The organism is Nitrosopumilus sp. Nsub, from assembly GCF_001541925.1.
Lineage (GTDB): Archaea > Thermoproteota > Nitrososphaeria > Nitrososphaerales > Nitrosopumilaceae > Nitrosopumilus.
This window is the reverse complement of sequence record NZ_LQMW01000002.1, coordinates 12992-31197: the sequence shown is the minus strand read 5'-3', so window position 1 is coordinate 31197 and position 18206 is coordinate 12992. Positions and strand designations below refer to the sequence as shown.

The window sequence follows — 18206 nt, the reverse complement described above, 5'->3', positions numbered from 1 at the left end:
TGACAATGTAATGCTCGTTTTTTAAAATAGAATTAATTTTGTGAAAACCTAACTTTAGTCAAGTTTTCAATATGAATTCACCAATTTTCTTACCTGTTCTACAATATTGTCACTTTTCATTATACTTGAACCTATCAAAAATGCATCAGCTCCACACTTTTTTAAGTATTGAATATCATTGGGCGTATTAATTCCACTTTCAGACAAAATTATTCTGGATTTTTCATATCCAGACAACACTAGTTCTGTAGTTTTAAGATCAATATCTAGAGTATCTAAATTTCTATTATTGATTCCAATTATATCTGCATCAGTTTTTAATGCATTTTGAAATTCTTCTTTAGTATGAACTTCTAGCAAAACGTTCAAACCTTGCTTATGTCCATATGCAATAAAATCATCAATATCATTAAGAAATTTTTGATCAAAAAGGGATTGAATTACCAACATGTAATCAGCTCCAATTTTTTTTGCAGCGTCAATTTGAACGTGATCAATCATAATATCTTTCATCAATAATGGGACATCGACTGATTTTCTTACTTGAATAAAATAATCAGGTGAACCATTAAACAAATGAGGCTGAGTTAAAACAGATAATGCTTTTGAACCGCCTTCAATCATTTGTTTGGCAATAGTGCTAGGATTGCCAATTGTTCTAATTTTTCCTAATGAAGGTGATGAAAATTTTACTTCAGTTAGTAAAGTTGCATGATGATTCGATTTAATGATTTGTTGAAAATCTTGATCAGATTTTTGTAAATTAACATCAACGTCATAAACTCCATCGTCAATTGCCAGTTGGGAATTGTTCACTAATTTTTTTAAAATATTTTCAGCCATCAGTAATCTCCTTTAATTTTTCAATGTCGCCTATTTCACGCACAAATTTCTCCAATAAATTCATGGCTTTTCCGTTTTCAAGTGTGTTTAATGCAAGTTCTATGCCTTCTTCAAAACTTTCTACAACATTTCCAACCAATAAACCGCCAGCAGCATTTAATGCAGTAGTTTCAATCATCGATTGATTAGCACTGTTATTCAAAACACCGACAAATGATTTAACGGCATCTTCTTTTGTTTGAATTTTAATATCGTTTAACGAAGATTTATGCAATCCAAGAAATTCAGGATCAATTGAATTTACAGTAACGACATTATTTTTTAAAATACATACAGAGTTTGTAGAACTAGTGGAAAACTCATCCATTCCATCATTTGATCTAACTGTCATTATATTTTCTACTCCTTTTCTTTTTAGAATTTGAGGTAATCGAGTAAGAAATTCATTTGAAAAGACACCTACTAATTGATTTTTTACATTTGCAGGATTAGATAACGGACCAAGTAAATTAAATGCAGTTCTAGTTCCTAGTTGTTTTCTAGCTGGCGAAACATTTTTCATTGCAGGATGAAATTTTTGTGCAAACATAAAACATATTTGATACTTTTCAAGAATTTTTGCAACCGTTGAAGGTTCAGCATTTAGATCATATCCAAAATATTCAAAAATATCGGCACTTCCAGAAATCCCTGAACTGGATCTATTTCCATGTTTTGCAACAATTCCGCCAGCAGCAGCAACCACAAAAGATGCAGTAGTAGAAATATTGAAAGTTTGTAAATTATCCCCGCCAGTTCCACACATGTCAATGATGGTTCCTTTGTTCTCAGGCGTGATTTTTAGGGATAATTCTTGCATTTTATCAAGCATTCCCAATAATTCATCATCAGTTTCACCTTTTTGGGATAAATTAGATAAAAAATTCATGTTTTGATCATCAGTAGTTTTTCCAGATAATACTTCAGACATTATTTCATTCATCTGATCATATGTAAGATCAATTTTTTGTTCTAATTTGGAAATATATTCTGAAATCATTTTTCTTTTACCTGTCTGATAAAATTACCTAGAATTTTTTTACCGTCTTCAGTCATAATAGATTCCGGATGAAATTGAACTCCTTGAATTAAAAATTCTTTATGTTTTATTGCCATTATCTCCCCATCATCATTTGCAGTTGCTGTAACTTCTAAAACATCAGGAATTATTGTTTTATCGCCAACTAAACTATGATATCTTGTAGCTCTGAAAGGATTTTTCACATCTTTGAATAATTCTGAATCAGTATGTTTAACTTGACTTGTTTTTCCATGTCTAACACAACCTGCATTAGTTACTTTTCCACCAAATGCATCAATGATTCCTTGATGACCAAGACATACGCCAAGGATAGGAGTTGTTGGACCGATATCTTTGATGACATCACTACATATTCCAAAGTATTTTTTATCTTCAGGAGTTCCAGGGCCAGGAGAAATAATTATGCCGTCATAATTAGAGTTTTGAATTTGGGAAATAGTTATTTTGTCATTTCTAAATACATCACACGCAACTCCCAATTCGCCCAGATATTGGGCAATATTGTAAACAAATGAATCATAATTATCAATGATTAAAAATTTCATTTTGAGGCCTCCTTTAATGCTTGAAGCATTGCACCTGCTTTGTGTTCTGTTTCTTTAAATTCATTTTCTGCAATAGAATCAGATACTATGCCTGCACCAGATTGTACAAATCCTTTGTTGTCCTTAATGAATATACTTCGTATTGCAATTGCAAAATCACAACATCCATTGTATGAGAAATAACCTACTGCACCTGCATAAGGGCCTCGCTCCTCACTTTCTAATTCATCAATTATCTGCATTGCTCTTACTTTTGGTGCACCTGATACAGTTCCAGCAGGAAATACTGCCTGAAATGCATCAAACATATCATTTTTGGAGTCCAAATTGCCAACTACATGACTTACAATATGTTGTACGTGACTAAATCGTTTGATTTGCATTAAGGATTCTGGATGGACTGAACCAAATTTACAGACTCTTCCAATATCATTACGTCCCAAATCAACAAGCATTGTATGTTCTGCTAATTCCTTTTCATCATGAATTAATTCTTCAGATAATGCTTGATTTTTTTCTTCATTATCTGTAATTTTTCTAGTTCCTGCAATTGGAAAAGTTTCTACCTTATCACCAGTTATTCGAACTAACATTTCAGGAGAGGCACCGATAATTGTTTTTGAATCTTGTTTTAGATGATACATGTAAGGAGAGGGATTTAATTTTCGTAATGTTTTGTATAATGTCAAATTATCTCCATTTGATTCAAATTCAAATTTACGTGATAATACAACTTGGAAAATATCACCATCATGAATGTATTGTTTTGCTTTGTTAACAATCTTGGAAAATTTTTCTTTATCCATATTGGGAGTCACATCACCAGAATAAAATTCATCAAAAGTATCCTCACTTACAATTAATTCATCAAATCTATTTTCATCATGGTAAAAATAAAATAATTTTTTTTCAACATTGTCATATAACAAACCATCATCATAAATTCCAAATTCCATGATAGGAACACTAGGGTCAATTTTATTTGAAATATTTTCTACTAATTTAATGGAATCATAATTTACAACTCCTACAGCACCACCAAGATAACGATATTTTTGATCATCAGATTTACCAAGTAGTTTTTTTAATTCAGTGAATGGATCACTTGTTTCTATTGTAGTTGTGTGATTGTTTTCAATTATCTCTACTTTATCATAATATCCCTTAAAGATAATCTTAGGATCAAAACCCATCACAGATGTTTCAGCTAAAACTTCAGGTCCTGATAATGACTCAAAGAGAAATGAATGAGAATAATTGCGTGAGATTTTATTATAAATTTGGAATTGATTTTCAGATAAATCTAGAGGTATTATTTTTGCTTGAGCATTTCCAAAGGTGTCCACCCATAAACAAATTTTTCACTGTTTAATATTTAAAGATAATTTTTGTCAATTCAAAGAAACATTTTCAAATCTTTTAGGCATAAATTAATTACGGTATAGTACGGTACCTTTATAGCATAGTTGATCGCATATAGAATATGATGAAAATGCAAAGTAGAACAATTTTAGAAAAAATTAACAATAATCATGAAATTCAATCTTCTGTTACAATAGTGGAGTGTTATGTTTGTGGCAAAGGTTTGGCAGATGGTCATAGTATTTCAGCTAAAACACTTTCAAACGGAATAGTGTTATTTTGTGACGTTCATTATTCAATGCAATAAAAAATTTTTTAAATTTTCAAACATCCTTGTTTTGGGATTTTATTGTTTAAAATTCGTTGTAAGACAATTCTTTCGTTTGATCCTCTAAATTTCATTAATGTTTCATTTGATTCATCTAAAAATTCTTTAATTTGTTTAAAGCATAATTTCAATTCTTTTTTCAAGTCAATATTTTCAGTATTTTCTATAGTTAGTAAAAGAGAAGAAGATAATTCTAGCATGTTAGTTACTCCTTTTATGAATAAATCATAATCTTTTAAAATCAATTTATTTAATTTTTGGGAATTAAGGTCCTTTGAAATTTCAATAAAAATTTTTTTACTGTCTAGTTTTTTTAGAGACTTTGCAATCAAAGATTCATTTGTAAAGATAATATCATTTATGAATCCAACATGATCTGCAGTATCGATGAATTCTATTTTTGTAAAAGTTATTTCAGTTTTATATCCTTGTTTTTTTAAATAACCAAGTTCTTCCATTTTTTTTAAAACTAAAGAAAATTTATTTCTGGGATATCTTTTTCTTTTTTCATCAACACATTTTTCCCACATATCAGTAAGATATGCAGTATCGCCATTCATTGAATCAAGAATGGCATTAATTGCAATATCTTTCATAAATTAATTGAAAAATAGCCCTATTTACGGTTTAATTGAACTTTTTTGTGCCTAAAGAATTAAAATATTATTCTAAAAATTAATTAAATTAATTGACAGATGTTGGAGATATGGACACACCAAAAGAGATAAACTCTGTATTTTGGGATAATGAGAAAAAATCCTGGGAATACAAAATTGTTCCAGTTGAAGAATATCATGGTTGGACAGAGTGTCAATATTGTAACAAACCAATGTCACATAACATCAAAACTGAAGGTGAATTCAAAGTCGTATATGTCAAATGTGGTTGTACAAGAACAAATTAGCTATTTTTGACATAGATGGCGTATTTGAATAGCCATATTCTATTGATGTACCAATTGGATATTAATAATTTCAAAATAACCCATAAGCATGAAAAAAATCTTAATTTTTACAATTTTTTTGACTTTTATTGCATTTTCAACATATCAGATTACATTTGCTGAAATTGAAGATGGAGAGCAAGCAGCAAAAGACGCAGCAAATTCTCTAAAAAGAGGAGAAGAAAATACAATAGAATCAGAATACAATACAAACAATGATTTTGAGAAAAAGGAAATTAAGAAAAAACTTAGTAAATTAAAGAAATTTCTTCCAACTGAAGAAGAATTAGATAAAATCACATTAAGAACAGTTTGGAGATACGTAGATAAACAATCAGACAAAAACGAGGAATTTGAAATTGAAAGAATTCAAGCCTTAATTAGAGATATTGGAAGAGTTTATGATCCTGTTGTAAATAAATACAAAGTTGCAACAATTCAAATTGAAATTATAAAATTCAATGATGATGAAAAAGTTAAGGATTTTTGGATGATTGATAAAAAATCGGACTTGGGAAATCTATACGATAACGCATATCTAATCGGAACACCTAGTGATGGAACAGAGTGCATTTTCAACTATTCAAATGTTGGAGCAATGACCATTTGTAAAACAGATGAATTTATCATTCAAAGTATAATTTTTGATAAATATCAAGAACATTACACATATTCAAAGCCACAAACAGGAATTAAGAAATTAACAATTAATCAAGATGAGATGACAACACAAGTTGTAGAAAACATACTTAAAAAAATTAAAAAAAGTGAAATAATTGAATTCAAAAATGAATTGTATAAAATTCTAGAATCAAATATAGAAATCAAACAAAAACAACAATTGGATGCAATTAAACAAAATGAAAAAAATAACGAAGTTAATAAAAAAAATAAATTGTTAGATGTTGAAAAAGACAAAAAATATGGAATTCAAAATTTTTCATGTTTAAAAGATGAATTTGGGTTGATTACAATTTCAGGACAATACAACAATGATCAAATTAAAAAAGATAAAGTGAATATGGAAATTTTATTTTTAGATTATGATGAAAAAGTTATTTTTAAAAATACAGCTCAATTGTTGGAAATTGACGAATTTGAAACTAAAAGATTCTTAGGAAATTTAAAAATAGATGAGAGATTTTCAACATGTACTATTAAAACCCGTAATTAAGAAATTAATTTTTTGAATGTCTCTAATGCATCACTAAACTCTTTTTGAGTAGAATGATGTCTAACAAATTCAACTTGACCACACAATTGAAGCCATTTTTGAATTTGTGGGTAGTTGGACACCTCAGATTTTTTTAGATTGTGCATCATTTCACTTTGGGTCATATCTAGATTGATTCCCAATTTATTAGAATAATAATACCTAATTGCCTGACTGAATTTTTCAAACGCATATTTGGTCATATTTTCATCAAATAACATCTTAGAGGATTGAATCATATCTAGAGTATTTTCAACATAATTAACTGAAGGAGTTACGGCAATAATTTCTTGTGGACGTTTACTAGCAGATTTTTTATACATAAAGTATCCAAAGATAGCAGATCCTAAAATAATTGGAATCAAAATCATCAAATTATAGTCATAATTTTTAGGTAATTCAAATGCAGTTTGTGATTGTTCAATAGTATCAATTACGTGTCTTGTATTTTCAAATTTAGTATTAACAAATTGGAAATCATCAAACAAATTAGAAGAAATTGAAGTTGTCAAATCAGGAGATTGTGTAATTGATATGTCTAATTGACGAGAAGAAATTGATTCATAAACATTAGAGGTTTCTTTTGTCAGTTGTCTTACCATGTCTTCTTTCATGGCTTGTGAATCAGGAGCAACATAATTTGGAAGTAATTCTCTCAAATCAATACTTTCTTTTCCTTCATTTGCCATTTGAGAAGCCTTTAGTCGAACATCATCATATTTTGTTGGAGAAAATGCTTCGTTAGGGATTGATTCCAAATCATTTAAGTCATATCCACGTTCAACTAAAAAATTTTCTAAATTCGAATCAACATAATAATCACGAGAAATTCCGGAAGAAAGATATTTTTGTTTTTTTACAGGATCAAGTAAGGCTTCTGCAAGTTCAACATAACCATCAGAATATCTATCCAGATATTTTATCATATGAAAAAAATTATCTTTATTGATTTGTCTTTGTTCAATTAACATCTTATTAAGAATTTGACCTTCTTCAGAATCAATTGTAATTAATCTATCGCCAATAGTGTAACCACTTCCAGTAATAAAATCCTCAAAGTCTTCTGTTTCAGTGGCAATTGTTATGGATTTTTTATTATTTTGAACATCAAATTGGGCAACATCATTATTTTGATCATCTTTAATTGATTCTGGCAGAGGAGGGTTAACAATAGCTGTTTGCCCTTCTATGATCCAATCAATTTCAACTTCAACAGGTTCAGCAAAAACAGGACTAATTGATAAAAACAACGATACAAATAACAAAATCCAGAAAGGGCGCAATATTTGATTTTTATATCAATAAAAGAGTAAAATAAAAATTGGTACAATCATCGAATATACCATATACTATTAATCAAGATTTTAGAAATGAGAACTAATGAATTTTATCAGTAATAATGAAAAATTTGCAACATCAGATAAAAAAATTCAAGAATTAACAGAAATTTCACAAAAGTACTCAAAAATCATTTCAGATATTATGTTGGAGACACAAAAAAACATCATAGGTCAGGAAGACATAATCAAAAAAATTCTAATTTCAATAATTTCAAATGGTCATGTATTACTTGAAAGTGTTCCAGGATTAGCTAAAACACTAATGATTAAAACAATGGCAGATATCTTTAGTGTAAATAATGTCAGAATACAATTTACGCCAGATTTGCTACCTGCAGATATTTTAGGAACAAAAATTTACAAAAATAATTCAAACTCATTTGAAATTCAAAAAGGCCCTATTTTTCATAATTTTGTATTAGCTGATGAAATAAATCGAGCACCGCCAAAAGTTCAATCAGCATTATTAGAATCAATGCAAGAAAGACAAGTAAGTATACACGGTGAAACTTTTCAATTAGAAAAACCATTTTTAGTCCTAGCAACACAGAACCCGATTGAAAACGAAGGCACATACAAACTTCCAGAGGCACAAGTCGATAGATTTGCATTAAAAATTTTAATTAATTATCCAACAAAGGAGGAAGAAATCAAAATTATCGAAAGAAATACGATGGAATCTGAAAAAAAATCTGAACCCATTTTAAAATCAAACGAAATATTGCAAATGCAAGAATTTAATTCAAAAATTTATGCAGACGATATAATTTTAAAATATGTAGCTAACATAGTTGACGCAACAAGAAATCCGGACAATTATGAATTAGATTTACAAAATACAATTGAATTTGGTGCATCACCAAGAGCTTCAATTTGGTTAATTAAAACAGCAAAAGCTAATGCAATGATTAACGGAAGAGGATATGTCATACCTGAAGATGTCAAAGAAGTTGCTCATGACGTATTACGTCATAGATTAATTTTGACATTTGAAGCAGAAGCAGATGAAATAAACACCGATAAAGTAATTGACATAATTCTAGACAAAGTACCATCACCATAAAAATGAGCAAAATTTCAGATTTACTTAGACAGATTAAAAATTTAGAAATCCAAACCAAGGATCTTGTAGAAGGGGTCGAATCTGGTGCCTATAATTCAAAATTTAGAGGTGGAGGGATAGAATTTTCAGAAGTTAGAGAGTATATTCCAGGCGATGATGTTAAAAGAATAGATTGGAACGTTTCAGCTAGGCACAATTCGCTATATGTTAAAGAATTTGTTGAAGAAAATGAATTGAATATTTACCTGATTTTAGATTTATCTGCTAGCACTAATTTTGGATTTAAAAAATCAAAACTTGATTTGAGTTTTGAGGTTGCAGCATCACTAATGTTTCTAGCATTAAAAAATAATGATAGATTAGGATTAGGCATATTTACAAATCAATTAGAAAAATTCATTCCTTCAAAAAAAGGCAAGCGTCAATTACTTAGAATAATTAAAGAGTTGATTGAATATGAACCAAAAAATAAAGATACGGATATTTTAAAATCATTATCCACATTAAAAAATAAATTAAAACGAAAAAGTGTCATATACATAATTTCAGATTTCCTTTCAGATAATTATGAAAAACCATTAAAATTTTTGAAATTACATCACGAAGTAATATTGATAAATATTTCAGATGTTAAAGAAAGAGAAATACCAAACATAGGTTATGCATACATTGAAGATGCAGAGACTGGGGAACAATTACTTGTAAACACATCAAGTAAAAGCTTTCAAAAACAGTATTCAGAAATAATGAAACAAAAAATTGAAGAGAATCAAAACAGCATGAAAAAAATTGGAATCGATATGATTAATTTGACTGATCAAGAATCATTTGACATCACAATAAACCGATATTTTAGAAACAAATGGAGAATGAAGAACTAATGGAATTCGGATTCATTAATGCATTATTTCTTTTTTTAATAATTCCAGTTTTAGTTTTTATTTATTACAAATACAATTCAAATAAAAAAGAATCAATTTTAAAATTCAGCACATTAAAAATTATTAAACAAACAAACACCAAAAATAATGTATTTAGAAAACACATTCCATTTGTACTAATTTTAGTTGTATTGTCATTGATAATAATTGCATTAGCTAATCCTCAAATTGTGACCATGGGAAATGAAAAAGGAGTCAATTTAGGCATAGTTTTAGATGGATCTGAGAGCATGGCTGCTTCAGATTATGAGCCTACAAGATTAGAAGCAGCAAAAAAGGCCATAACATCACTCATTACAAAAACTAGTAAAACAAACAATATTGGAGTAGTGCTCTTTGAAACTGGAGCAGGAACAATCTCATACCTAACACCAGTTAAAGAAAAAACACTAAACTCCATATCTTCCATACAACAAGGAACAGGCGCAACCGCGATTGGAGATGGATTATCATTAGGCGTAGATATGGTATCATCGATTTTAGATAAAAAAAGAGTGATTATTCTTCTCAGTGACGGAATACACAATTCAGGGTTAGTAACACCAGAACAAGCTACACAATATGCAGTTTTAAACAATGTACAAGTTCACACTATTGGAATTGGTTCAGAGAACCCTGTTTATCTTAGGGATGACATTTACGGCGAACCCCAGTATGCAGAATTAGACGAACAAACACTTCAAGAAATAGCAAGCAATACGGGAGGAAGTTATTTCAAATCATTAGATGAACAAACTTTAAACAAAATATTTTTGGAATTAAATACAAATCTAGAATATGAAACAGAATTATCTACAATCAGAGATTGGTTCATTGGTTCGGCGATTATTATTCTTTTAATAGATATTTACATCATTTATGGAAGATTCAGAATAGCAGCATAGAAAATAGTTTCAATTTTAAAAAATAACGATCAAATTAATGTGAAAAAATTAAACACTCATGTAATTTTTTTTAAATTTAATTTTTAACAAAAAGATAGTTCTATGAGTAACAGAGTCAGAGACATCTTGCGGCGTTAGCTGGATGAGCCCAATGCTCACATAAACTAGTTAATGCATTACAGAGTCTCCAAAATAAAGGAGACTGACTTTTTTTTTCAAAGAAGAATAGAAACAGGCACAAAAATGAAAACTAATTAATTAATTTTACAGACAATTGAATATGCCATTAGATAAGATTAAAGAAATTGAAGAGTATGCAGAGACTCACAAATCATCAGTCTTACACATTCAAGATAATCCAGTTGCATGTATTTTGGAGGAAAATTCTGAAAATAAATTAAAATTAAAATCAATGCAAAGTGAATTTGAAATCAAGGCAAGTTTAAGGGGATTTCTAAACAAACATGATGAGATAGGATTAATCATGGGGTGTAAATTTAAACTTCAGATAAATCAAGAATTGTTTGAATATACGATATACCCGACAATGGATTTTATCGATTCAATAATTTTTAATGAAATGATATTCATTATTGATAATGAAATGAATCAGATTTTTTCTTGTAAAATTTTAACTGATCAATTTGTTAAAACAAAATCAGAATTTGAAAAATTTAAAAAATTATCAAAAAATTAAATGGTAGAAAGTAGTTTCTTTTTTTTCTCTTGGAATTCTTTTGCAGTAATTACTCCTGCATCCTTTAATTTTGCCAAACTTTCTAAGAGTTCTAAATTTTCTTTTTTGGATGATTTTAGAGATTTACTAACATTAACTGTTTTTTGAATTTTTGATTTTGCAGTAGTCTTTAATTTAGAACTCAAAACATGGCGTTTATCAGAAATTTTTTCACTGATTTTAAACCCTTTTCGTTTAGCTTGTTCAACAATTTCTTGAGATTTTTGTTTAGTTACATCATCAATCAATTTATGTTTTTTAGCCATTTGGCTAATTTCCTGAGTCTTTTTTTTAGCTAAACGTGTTTGATATTTTAGATCTTTTAAAATTTCAGTTTTAGTTTTTTGTTCAAATCTTCGAGTATATTCTTGAATAACCAGTATGGGGAATGGAGAATACTCTACATCCGAATAATAGCGAATAATTGTATCGTCAGATAATTTCTTCAGATATTCTTTAAAAGATTGTTCTGATTTTAATGCCATATTTTGATTTCAATTAATCATCATAAAAAGATTATAGAAATAGGACAAAATAGGGGTTATCTAACTTGACCAAATAGGCTGTGTTTTTAACCATTTTATCAAATCAGTGTACAAACTGCTTTTTTGCATGTTTAAAACACCGATCTCCAAATTTGTAGAAGACTTTACGGTTTTAGAATAATTTTCAAATTTTGCAAAAATTACTTTGTCTAAAAACATTTCATTGTTCATTTCTTTTTTTGCTAATTCTTCGGATTCAGTCATTGCAAAGCTTGCAAATAATACCCCGTCCACCCAATAGGCATTAGCAGATTCCAATGAGGACATCATGCCAATAAGATCATCAAGGCTAAGTTGGATCATGTCCCGAACATAGATTTTATCGTATGGTTTATGAACAAATTCTGTCATGAAGTTATCTATTTTTAGAGATTAATGAATATTTGTAAATTTTATAACAGTAATTTTCTAAACAAGACATATGTCCGAATCAACAAACAAATCAACAGATCATGAGTTATTTGTAACAGAATTCCCCAAAGGAAATTTTGGAATTGTAGATTATTTACAAGGTCGTGTACATTTTGCATTGATGGACCAAATGAAATTAATGCATAAATCAGGAATGAGTCAAGAACAAATCAAAGAAGCAATTTTAAAAACAGTGTCAGAGATTGTGGAAAATTTTGAACCAAAAAAAGAATCAGAAAGTTCTTGATTCCAATTTAGTAGATTCCATCATCAAGACTTTATGACATTTACAATAACAATTTGTATGAGGTAAATCATTATCATTTCTATATTTACATTCTTTAGTATGTTCAATAATCAATTTTTACACCCCAGAGCAAATCTTTAAAATCAAATCTGTAAAATAAATCTACTAAAATAAATGAATTAATTCAGAAGAAGATAACTAAATTATGATAATTATTTCTAATTGTAGAAATAGCATATCAAAAGTAGTTTATCACTCTTCTGAAATTAACCATGAGGAGCCTATGGCATCTTCCCAATTGGTTGAGTCATTGTTATCATTCATAGTTAGACTAATTCAAATTTGCATTTAAAAGAGATGAATGATTAATCAGTAGGAATGTTATGAATGATTTGATAGTGATTCTTTATATGGATTTAAGACAATTGTAAAAGATTGTCCATAAGTAATGAATGAGAGATTTTATGTTTCATTATTTTTTTTGTTATGGGCAGTTCTTTCAAAATAATACTCTTGTTTTTTCAAATCCTTTTGAGAAATAATTCTACATTTTCTCATTGGGACAAGTCGAGATATTTGTTCATACGTAGTCATATCTCGAACATCTGCAGCATATGCAATTTGGAGTAAAGGCGGTTTTTCTTCAATCATAGGTTTTGCTTGCTCATAACCGCCACTTTGAATCATACCGGTACGAAATAGACCAATATGTTCAGAACTTTTAGAAATTTGTGGATCTTCATAACAACATATTGAAAATTCACCATTTTCCTTTTCAATGATTGTCAATCGAGTAAACTTGTCACTCCATTCTTCTATCTCTTGTGCAATAGTTGTTGCTTCTTTTTTGTCTTCAAAAACAGTAGAAACAACCAATCTATCTTTTTCATAAGCCCAGGATATGCCGTAAAAATTTTCATGCCAATCAATTTCAAAGGACATGAAATTGATCAAAAAAATCTCAAATTAATGCTTTGCATTGAAAATTATTTAAAATGAATAAAAGTGAATAAGCCTAAAGCAAAATCCCGTTTGGTTTCCTTTAGAGCATTACACTCATGGGGTAATGGCAGGCTTATCCCTAATGATTTATCTAAGAAGTTATCATAATTAAGTATAATTTTTTTTATGTAATTTTTACAGATCAATATGAAAAAATCATAATTCATGATAGAATAATTACAACTTTTAATCTGAATTTCATAGACAAGTTAAACTAAAAAATTATAGAAAAATTTTCAATTAGATAGAATCAAAATTATTTCTGAGATAATTTCTGTAAATGTTTATCAATTTCATGCAGGGCAAGTTTATCTCTGCCTATGACATCAAATTTTTGAAGAATAGATTCAAACAAATCTTCTTCTTCTATTTGTTCACGCACAAACCATTCTAAAAAGATACTAGTTCGATGATCATTTTCATTTTGAGCAACACCATAAATTTTATCAATAGATTTTGTAACTTTTTGTTCATTTGCTAATGAATTTTTAATCACCTGTTCAAGAGATTTCACATTTTGAGATGGTTTTGAGACAGATGGAATTACTGTGTTAATTTTGAGATCATTTAGATATTGAATAATTTTAAGCATATGTTCTCTTTCTTCAGAAGAATGGTTTTGGAAAAATGAAGAAGCACCCTCATAACCATTTACTTTACACCACGATGACAAGTACAAATAATAATTTGAAGCATTTGCTTCCATAGCTATTTGATCATGAAGTAAATTCAATATTTTTTTAGAAACTTTCATACAACATCTAAAATTTTATTGAATTTAAATAATTCGAAAAGAAAATAAAAAAATAAAATTAGTTTATAGAATAGACATGGAAATAATTGAAATTGCAGTGCCTGCATTGATTATTTCAGCAGTAGGGATTATGGTAGGAACAAGAATTTGGATGATGTTTAGAAAATAATTAAAATGCAAATTACCCCTAGGGTTTTTAAGAAAAACATCTAAAATACAAGATAAATTCAACCCTTGTGAGATTAATTGGATAATGCAAAAATTGCCTTAATAGCAGGATTTGTTACAGTAGTGACATTATCTATTGTATTACTATTTGTGTAATATTTCTACAAACTAATTTTGGGATTCCAGTACATTTGTTTACTAGTAATCATTTGAAGAATTATGAGAAAAACGTTAGGAGATTACAATATTGAAAAATCCTCATCTGCAGATGTAAATAACATCAATTGGTCACAAAAAAAAATTAATGATGATAAAAAACCTAAAAAGAAAAAAATTGTGAAAAAAACTCAAATTCCGCCAGGAACAAATATCATTTACAAAAGAAACGAAGAGGATAAAACAACATCCAAAAAAATAATAAAAATTACTAGAGAACAAAGTTCTGAAAAATCAAAAGAAATTACAGGTAAAAGATTTGAAAACAAAGCATCATCCTTAGGACAAGTAAAAGAAAGATCATATAAAAGGCCTGGAAGATAAAATCTAAAAATCATGTTGGAGTTGAAACAGTTTTAATTAATAAAAAACAGATAGGATTAAAGAAAATGTCAAGAATTAAAGAAAAATTTGAAGAGTTAGAAAAACGAAATGAAAAAGCATTGATTTCATATATCATGTTAGGATTTCCAAATGAAAAAGCAACAATGTCTACGATACGAGGATTAGTAAAAGGAGGAGTAGATATTATAGAAATTGGGTTTCCATTTTCAGATCCTTTAGCTGATGGCCCAGTAATTCAAAATGCAAGTACAGTATCACTTCAAAACGGAACAAATGTTTCAAAATTTTTCAATGTTGTAAAAAAAATTCGAAAAGAAACGGATATTCCACTTGTATTGATGACATATACCAATATTTTGCATCGAATGGGGTATGATAAATTCATCAAAGATGCAAAAAAAGCAGGAATAGATGGATTCATTCTTCCAGATATGTCATTTGAAGAATCAAAAGAATACATACATGCTGCAAAAGATAAAGCCGATACAATATTTTTAATTTCACCAAACACAACTAAGACAAGGATTGAAAAAATTTCTAAAATTTCAACAGGATTTTTGTATCTTGTGGCTGTATTTGGAACCACCGGAGTAAAAACAAGTATCAAAAATTATACATTAAATGCAATCAAAAATGTGAAAAAACAAACAAAAGGTAAAATTCCTGTAGGTATTGGATTTGGAGTATCAACTCCTGAAGATGTAAGAAGATACATCAAAGCTGGAGCAGATGCAGTGATTGTAGGAAGTGCATATTTGAAATTAATTGAGAAAACAAAACCAGTAGAACTTGAATCAAAGATTGTCGCATTTACAAAAAGTCTAAAAAAACAAACAGTCATTTAATGATTTGTCAATAGGGCCATACAAAACATACAAAAACTAGATGTTTATTTCAATAATGTGCAGACGAAGTTTATTTTTGTCACAGGAGGAGTTATGTCTGGCCTTGGAAAAGGTGTAACAACTTCATCGATTGCAAAATTATTACAATTATCAAACCAAAAAGTTTCATGTATCAAAATAGATCCCTATCTAAATTATGATGCAGGAACTATGAATCCTGTAGCACATGGAGAAGTATTCGTTACTGATGATGGGGGAGAATGTGATATGGATATTGGAAATTATGAAAGATTTCTTAATCAAGATATTTCAAAAGATCACAACATTACCACTGCCCAAGTATATTCTTCAGTAATAGAGGCAGAACGTAAAGGAGAATATCTCGGAGCATGTGTACAAATTATTCCTCACATCACAGATGAAATTAAAAACAGAATCAAAAAAGTTGCTGAAGATGAAAAATTAGACTTTCTAATTGTAGAATGTGGAGGAACAGTTGGAGATATTGAATCCCTGCCATTTTTGGAAGCATTAAGACAGATGAGGGTGGAAGAAGGTCCACAGGGGGTGATTTTTGTTCATGTTACATTAGCACCATCATTGGATGTAGTTGGAGAACAGAAAACAAAACCAACACAGCATAGTATTCAGGAATTAAGAAGAATAGGTATTCAAGCAGACTTTTTGGCAGTAAGATGTACAAAACAATTAGAAGAAAAAACTAAGAAAAAAATTGCAATGTTTACCAACGTTACGCCAAATGACGTATTGTCATGCCATGATGCAAAATCAATTTTTGAAGTTCCTCAAATGCTCCATGATCAAGGAATAATGGACTCGATATTTACTAAATTTGGAATTGTAGGAATGGCCAACCTCTCATCAAATTGGGACAAATGGAATAAAATTGCAGAAAACATGGTAAATCATGAGGAACAAAAAGTCAAAATTGCAATGGTTGGAAAATATGTTACTTTAGCAGATAGTTATGTTAGTGTTAATCATGCATTAAAACATGCAGGAGCAGAGATAGGAAAATCTGTAGAAATTGGGTTAATTGATTCTGAATCAATTACAGATTACAATCAACTATCAGATTATGATGGAATTTTAGTTCCGGGAGGATTTGGAACAAGAGGTTCTGAAGGAATTATTCAAACTGCAAATTATGCAAGGGAGAAAAACATACCATATCTTGGAATTTGTTTTGGATTCCAACTAGCAGCAGTTGCATTTGGACGAAATGTGTTAAAATTAGAAGATAGTAATTCAACTGAAATTAACCCAGATACACAAAACCCAATTGTGGATTTACTCCCAGAACAAAAAGATGTCTCAAACATGGGTGGGTCATTAAGGTTAGGTGCAAACGATGTCCAAATTAAAGAGGGAACAAATGCACAGAAAATTTACAATTCCAACGTAATTAGTAAGCGCCACAGGCACAGATATGAGATAAATAAACAATACATTCCAGAATTTGAGAAAAATGGACTAGTATTTTCAGCTGATAGTGATGATGGAAAAAGAATGGAGATGCTCGAGATTCCATCTCACAAATTTTACTTGGGAGTTCAATTTCATCCAGAATTTAACAGTAGACCCGGATATCCAGAAAATGCATTCATGTCATTTGTCAAAGCAGCATCTCAATGAATTTAAAAAATTAAACATATTATTTCAATTACGAACAAATCCTATCACAGTTATTTTACAAATATTGTTTGTTTGCTTTTATGTAATATTTCATAAACCATTTTAAAAAATGAATCTCATCTTTTTTCAATTGTGATTTCTCAAGTGATTTAAAATATGCTCTTCTCTCACTGTTTTTAATTAATAATAATGGGCAGTCATAATGCCACAAAATATAATTCATTATCAATCTTGAAATCCTACCATTGTCATCCCCAAAAGGATGAATTGAAGCGAATTTGTAATGTGCAAGTGCAGATAGCATTACAGGATTTGTGTTATCGTATTTTTTTAGCCAAGAAAAGAATTCTTGTAATCTTTTTGTAATTTACAGATATTGTTTTTGTATTTTCATCCCATTCTTTTTTGTAAAATTCAAACAAATTTTTTTTTCAATTTCATTAACATTTTCAGGAATTACTAATCCAAGATATTGTTCTTTTTGTCTATTTCCTGTAGAGTGTTTCAAATATAGATATTTTTTACCGTTTTTCTCTTGTGTTATTGTGGATACAATGGCTTTAGTGCCAATTGTTTTTTTAATAATCATATTCTATTTTATAAAAATACAGTGGGGAATTAAGCATAATTGAAATGAGAACATCATTCAAGTTTTGCAGCAAATTAGAACATACAATACACATTGCAGTCAGTAGGCACCAAGATTTTTCTTGCAACAATAATTAGGCAAAAATGACA

The 18206-nt window shown here is 29.1% G+C and carries 23 protein-coding genes; 11 read left to right on the top strand and 12 right to left on the bottom strand.

What is annotated here, in order from left to right:
* Positions 1 to 66 precede the first annotated feature (66 nt).
* Genes AW732_RS00215 through AW732_RS00200 form a run of 4 tightly spaced genes read right to left on the bottom strand, consistent with a single transcriptional unit; the run spans position 67 to position 3815 of the window.
* The gene (locus tag AW732_RS00215) at positions 67 to 843 is read right to left on the bottom strand and encodes an indole-3-glycerol-phosphate synthase (RefSeq protein WP_067956765.1); all 777 of its coding nucleotides are present in this window, start codon (positions 841 to 843) and stop codon (positions 67 to 69) included.
* Positions 836 to 1882, bottom strand: coding sequence for an anthranilate phosphoribosyltransferase (gene trpD, locus AW732_RS00210; RefSeq protein WP_067956762.1), 1047 nt, complete (start codon positions 1880 to 1882; stop codon positions 836 to 838). Before trpD ends, AW732_RS00215 begins: the two co-directional genes overlap by 8 nt.
* Positions 1879 to 2469, bottom strand: coding sequence for an aminodeoxychorismate/anthranilate synthase component II (locus tag AW732_RS00205; RefSeq protein ID WP_067956759.1), 591 nt, complete (start codon positions 2467 to 2469; stop codon positions 1879 to 1881). Before AW732_RS00205 ends, trpD begins: the two co-directional genes overlap by 4 nt.
* Positions 2466 to 3815, bottom strand: a complete 1350-nt coding sequence (locus AW732_RS00200; RefSeq protein ID WP_067956757.1) for an anthranilate synthase component I family protein — start codon at positions 3813 to 3815, stop codon at positions 2466 to 2468. The genes AW732_RS00205 and AW732_RS00200 overlap by 4 nt, the downstream gene beginning before the upstream one ends.
* Positions 3816 to 3952: 137 nt before the next feature.
* Here AW732_RS00200 and AW732_RS00195 point away from each other — a divergent pair, with 137 nt between their 5' ends.
* On the top strand, positions 3953 to 4138 hold the full coding sequence (locus AW732_RS00195) for a hypothetical protein (protein WP_253805510.1): 186 nt from the start codon (positions 3953 to 3955) through the stop codon (positions 4136 to 4138).
* Between the two features lie 8 nt (positions 4139 to 4146).
* Here AW732_RS00195 and AW732_RS00190 read toward each other — a convergent pair whose 3' ends face one another.
* The gene (locus AW732_RS00190; protein ID WP_067956751.1) at positions 4147 to 4755 is read right to left on the bottom strand and encodes a hypothetical protein; all 609 of its coding nucleotides are present in this window, start codon (positions 4753 to 4755) and stop codon (positions 4147 to 4149) included.
* 92 nt (positions 4756 to 4847) lie between these two features.
* Between AW732_RS00190 and AW732_RS00185 the strand changes: the two genes are divergently transcribed.
* Together AW732_RS00185 and AW732_RS00180 are read left to right on the top strand one after the other, a co-directional pair.
* Complete coding sequence (locus AW732_RS00185) at positions 4848 to 5063, top strand: hypothetical protein (RefSeq protein ID WP_253805509.1); 216 nt, start codon at positions 4848 to 4850, stop codon at positions 5061 to 5063.
* Positions 5064 to 5151: 88 nt separating this feature from the next.
* On the top strand, positions 5152 to 6276 hold the full coding sequence (locus AW732_RS00180; protein WP_067956748.1) for a hypothetical protein: 1125 nt from the start codon (positions 5152 to 5154) through the stop codon (positions 6274 to 6276).
* On the opposite strand, the gene AW732_RS00175 is transcribed toward AW732_RS00180, so the two are convergent.
* Positions 6273 to 7565 carry a hypothetical protein gene (locus tag AW732_RS00175; RefSeq protein ID WP_067956747.1) on the bottom strand — a complete coding sequence of 431 codons (1293 nt, stop codon included), beginning with the start codon at positions 7563 to 7565 and terminating at the stop codon, positions 6273 to 6275. The two genes, AW732_RS00180 and AW732_RS00175, sit on opposite strands and share 4 nt — an antisense overlap.
* A gap of 232 nt (positions 7566 to 7797) precedes the next feature.
* Here AW732_RS00175 and AW732_RS00170 point away from each other — a divergent pair, with 232 nt between their 5' ends.
* The 4 genes from AW732_RS00170 (at position 7798) to AW732_RS00155 (ending at position 11240) form a co-directional block, all read left to right on the top strand.
* Positions 7798 to 8718 (top strand): MoxR family ATPase, encoded by a 921-nt coding sequence (locus AW732_RS00170; RefSeq protein ID WP_348625406.1) that lies wholly within the window; start codon positions 7798 to 7800, stop codon positions 8716 to 8718.
* A gap of 2 nt (positions 8719 to 8720) precedes the next feature.
* On the top strand, positions 8721 to 9599 hold the full coding sequence (locus AW732_RS00165) for a DUF58 domain-containing protein (RefSeq protein WP_067956741.1): 879 nt from the start codon (positions 8721 to 8723) through the stop codon (positions 9597 to 9599).
* Entirely contained in the window at positions 9599 to 10543 is a 945-nt protein-coding gene (locus tag AW732_RS00160; RefSeq protein ID WP_172790349.1) for a VWA domain-containing protein, read from the top strand. Before AW732_RS00165 ends, AW732_RS00160 begins: the two co-directional genes overlap by 1 nt.
* A 280-nt stretch (positions 10544 to 10823) precedes the next feature.
* Positions 10824 to 11240: a hypothetical protein gene (locus AW732_RS00155; protein ID WP_067956735.1), complete on the top strand. Its 417-nt coding sequence runs from the start codon at positions 10824 to 10826 to the stop codon at positions 11238 to 11240.
* Here the strand turns inward: AW732_RS00155 and AW732_RS00150 are convergent.
* Both AW732_RS00150 and AW732_RS00145 read right to left on the bottom strand, forming a co-directional pair.
* Positions 11237 to 11764 carry an SHOCT domain-containing protein gene (locus AW732_RS00150; RefSeq protein ID WP_067956732.1) on the bottom strand — a complete coding sequence of 176 codons (528 nt, stop codon included), beginning with the start codon at positions 11762 to 11764 and terminating at the stop codon, positions 11237 to 11239. The two genes, AW732_RS00155 and AW732_RS00150, sit on opposite strands and share 4 nt — an antisense overlap.
* 60 nt (positions 11765 to 11824) lie before the next feature.
* Positions 11825 to 12175 carry a hypothetical protein gene (locus AW732_RS00145; protein WP_067956729.1) on the bottom strand — a complete coding sequence of 117 codons (351 nt, stop codon included), beginning with the start codon at positions 12173 to 12175 and terminating at the stop codon, positions 11825 to 11827.
* Positions 12176 to 12245: 70 nt separating this feature from the next.
* Between AW732_RS00145 and AW732_RS00140 the strand changes: the two genes are divergently transcribed.
* Positions 12246 to 12482: a hypothetical protein gene (locus AW732_RS00140; RefSeq protein WP_067956724.1), complete on the top strand. Its 237-nt coding sequence runs from the start codon at positions 12246 to 12248 to the stop codon at positions 12480 to 12482.
* A 462-nt stretch (positions 12483 to 12944) separates the two neighbouring features.
* Here AW732_RS00140 and AW732_RS00135 read toward each other — a convergent pair whose 3' ends face one another.
* Positions 12945 to 13424: a hypothetical protein gene (locus AW732_RS00135; RefSeq protein WP_067956722.1), complete on the bottom strand. Its 480-nt coding sequence runs from the start codon at positions 13422 to 13424 to the stop codon at positions 12945 to 12947.
* A gap of 316 nt (positions 13425 to 13740) precedes the next feature.
* The gene (locus AW732_RS00130) at positions 13741 to 14238 is read right to left on the bottom strand and encodes a ferritin (RefSeq protein WP_067956718.1); all 498 of its coding nucleotides are present in this window, start codon (positions 14236 to 14238) and stop codon (positions 13741 to 13743) included.
* Between the two features lie 387 nt (positions 14239 to 14625).
* Between AW732_RS00130 and AW732_RS00125 the strand changes: the two genes are divergently transcribed.
* The 3 genes from AW732_RS00125 (at position 14626) to AW732_RS00115 (ending at position 17468) form a co-directional block, all read left to right on the top strand.
* Positions 14626 to 14946 carry a hypothetical protein gene (locus tag AW732_RS00125; protein ID WP_067956715.1) on the top strand — a complete coding sequence of 107 codons (321 nt, stop codon included), beginning with the start codon at positions 14626 to 14628 and terminating at the stop codon, positions 14944 to 14946.
* 65 nt (positions 14947 to 15011) lie between these two features.
* Complete coding sequence (trpA, locus tag AW732_RS00120) at positions 15012 to 15812, top strand: tryptophan synthase subunit alpha (protein WP_067956712.1); 801 nt, start codon at positions 15012 to 15014, stop codon at positions 15810 to 15812.
* A 57-nt stretch (positions 15813 to 15869) separates the two neighbouring features.
* The gene (locus AW732_RS00115; RefSeq protein WP_067956709.1) at positions 15870 to 17468 is read left to right on the top strand and encodes a CTP synthase; all 1599 of its coding nucleotides are present in this window, start codon (positions 15870 to 15872) and stop codon (positions 17466 to 17468) included.
* 55 nt (positions 17469 to 17523) lie between these two features.
* Here the strand turns inward: AW732_RS00115 and AW732_RS00110 are convergent, their stop codons facing one another.
* A complete protein-coding gene (locus AW732_RS00110) occupies positions 17524 to 17835 on the bottom strand; it encodes a Fic family protein (protein ID WP_082697375.1) in 312 nt (103 codons plus the stop codon).
* The gene (locus AW732_RS00105) at positions 17836 to 18057 is read right to left on the bottom strand and encodes a hypothetical protein (protein ID WP_067956703.1); all 222 of its coding nucleotides are present in this window, start codon (positions 18055 to 18057) and stop codon (positions 17836 to 17838) included.
* Between the last annotated feature and the right edge of the window lie 149 nt (positions 18058 to 18206).

Bases quoted from the DNA above. Each gene is read 5' to 3' on its own strand.
- AW732_RS00215 (WP_067956765.1), bottom strand. From the start codon at position 843: ATGGCTGAAAATATTTTAAAAAAATTAGTGAACAATTCCCAACTGGCA.
- trpD (WP_067956762.1), bottom strand. From the start codon at position 1,882: ATGATTTCAGAATATATTTCCAAATTAGAACAAAAAATTGATCTTACA.
- AW732_RS00205 (WP_067956759.1), bottom strand. From the start codon at position 2,469: ATGAAATTTTTAATCATTGATAATTATGATTCATTTGTTTACAATATT.
- AW732_RS00195 (WP_253805510.1), top strand. From the start codon at position 3,953: ATGATGAAAATGCAAAGTAGAACAATTTTAGAAAAAATTAACAATAAT.
- AW732_RS00190 (WP_067956751.1), bottom strand. From the start codon at position 4,755: ATGAAAGATATTGCAATTAATGCCATTCTTGATTCAATGAATGGCGAT.
- AW732_RS00180 (WP_067956748.1), top strand. From the start codon at position 5,152: ATGAAAAAAATCTTAATTTTTACAATTTTTTTGACTTTTATTGCATTT.
- AW732_RS00170 (WP_348625406.1), top strand. From the start codon at position 7,798: ATGTTGGAGACACAAAAAAACATCATAGGTCAGGAAGACATAATCAAA.
- AW732_RS00165 (WP_067956741.1), top strand. From the start codon at position 8,721: ATGAGCAAAATTTCAGATTTACTTAGACAGATTAAAAATTTAGAAATC.
- AW732_RS00160 (WP_172790349.1), top strand. From the start codon at position 9,599: ATGGAATTCGGATTCATTAATGCATTATTTCTTTTTTTAATAATTCCA.
- AW732_RS00155 (WP_067956735.1), top strand. From the start codon at position 10,824: ATGCCATTAGATAAGATTAAAGAAATTGAAGAGTATGCAGAGACTCAC.
- AW732_RS00150 (WP_067956732.1), bottom strand. From the start codon at position 11,764: ATGGCATTAAAATCAGAACAATCTTTTAAAGAATATCTGAAGAAATTA.
- AW732_RS00145 (WP_067956729.1), bottom strand. From the start codon at position 12,175: ATGACAGAATTTGTTCATAAACCATACGATAAAATCTATGTTCGGGAC.
- AW732_RS00140 (WP_067956724.1), top strand. From the start codon at position 12,246: ATGTCCGAATCAACAAACAAATCAACAGATCATGAGTTATTTGTAACA.
- AW732_RS00135 (WP_067956722.1), bottom strand. From the start codon at position 13,424: ATGTCCTTTGAAATTGATTGGCATGAAAATTTTTACGGCATATCCTGG.
- AW732_RS00130 (WP_067956718.1), bottom strand. From the start codon at position 14,238: ATGAAAGTTTCTAAAAAAATATTGAATTTACTTCATGATCAAATAGCT.
- AW732_RS00125 (WP_067956715.1), top strand. From the start codon at position 14,626: ATGAGAAAAACGTTAGGAGATTACAATATTGAAAAATCCTCATCTGCA.
- trpA (WP_067956712.1), top strand. From the start codon at position 15,012: ATGTCAAGAATTAAAGAAAAATTTGAAGAGTTAGAAAAACGAAATGAA.
- AW732_RS00105 (WP_067956703.1), bottom strand. From the start codon at position 18,057: ATGATTATTAAAAAAACAATTGGCACTAAAGCCATTGTATCCACAATA.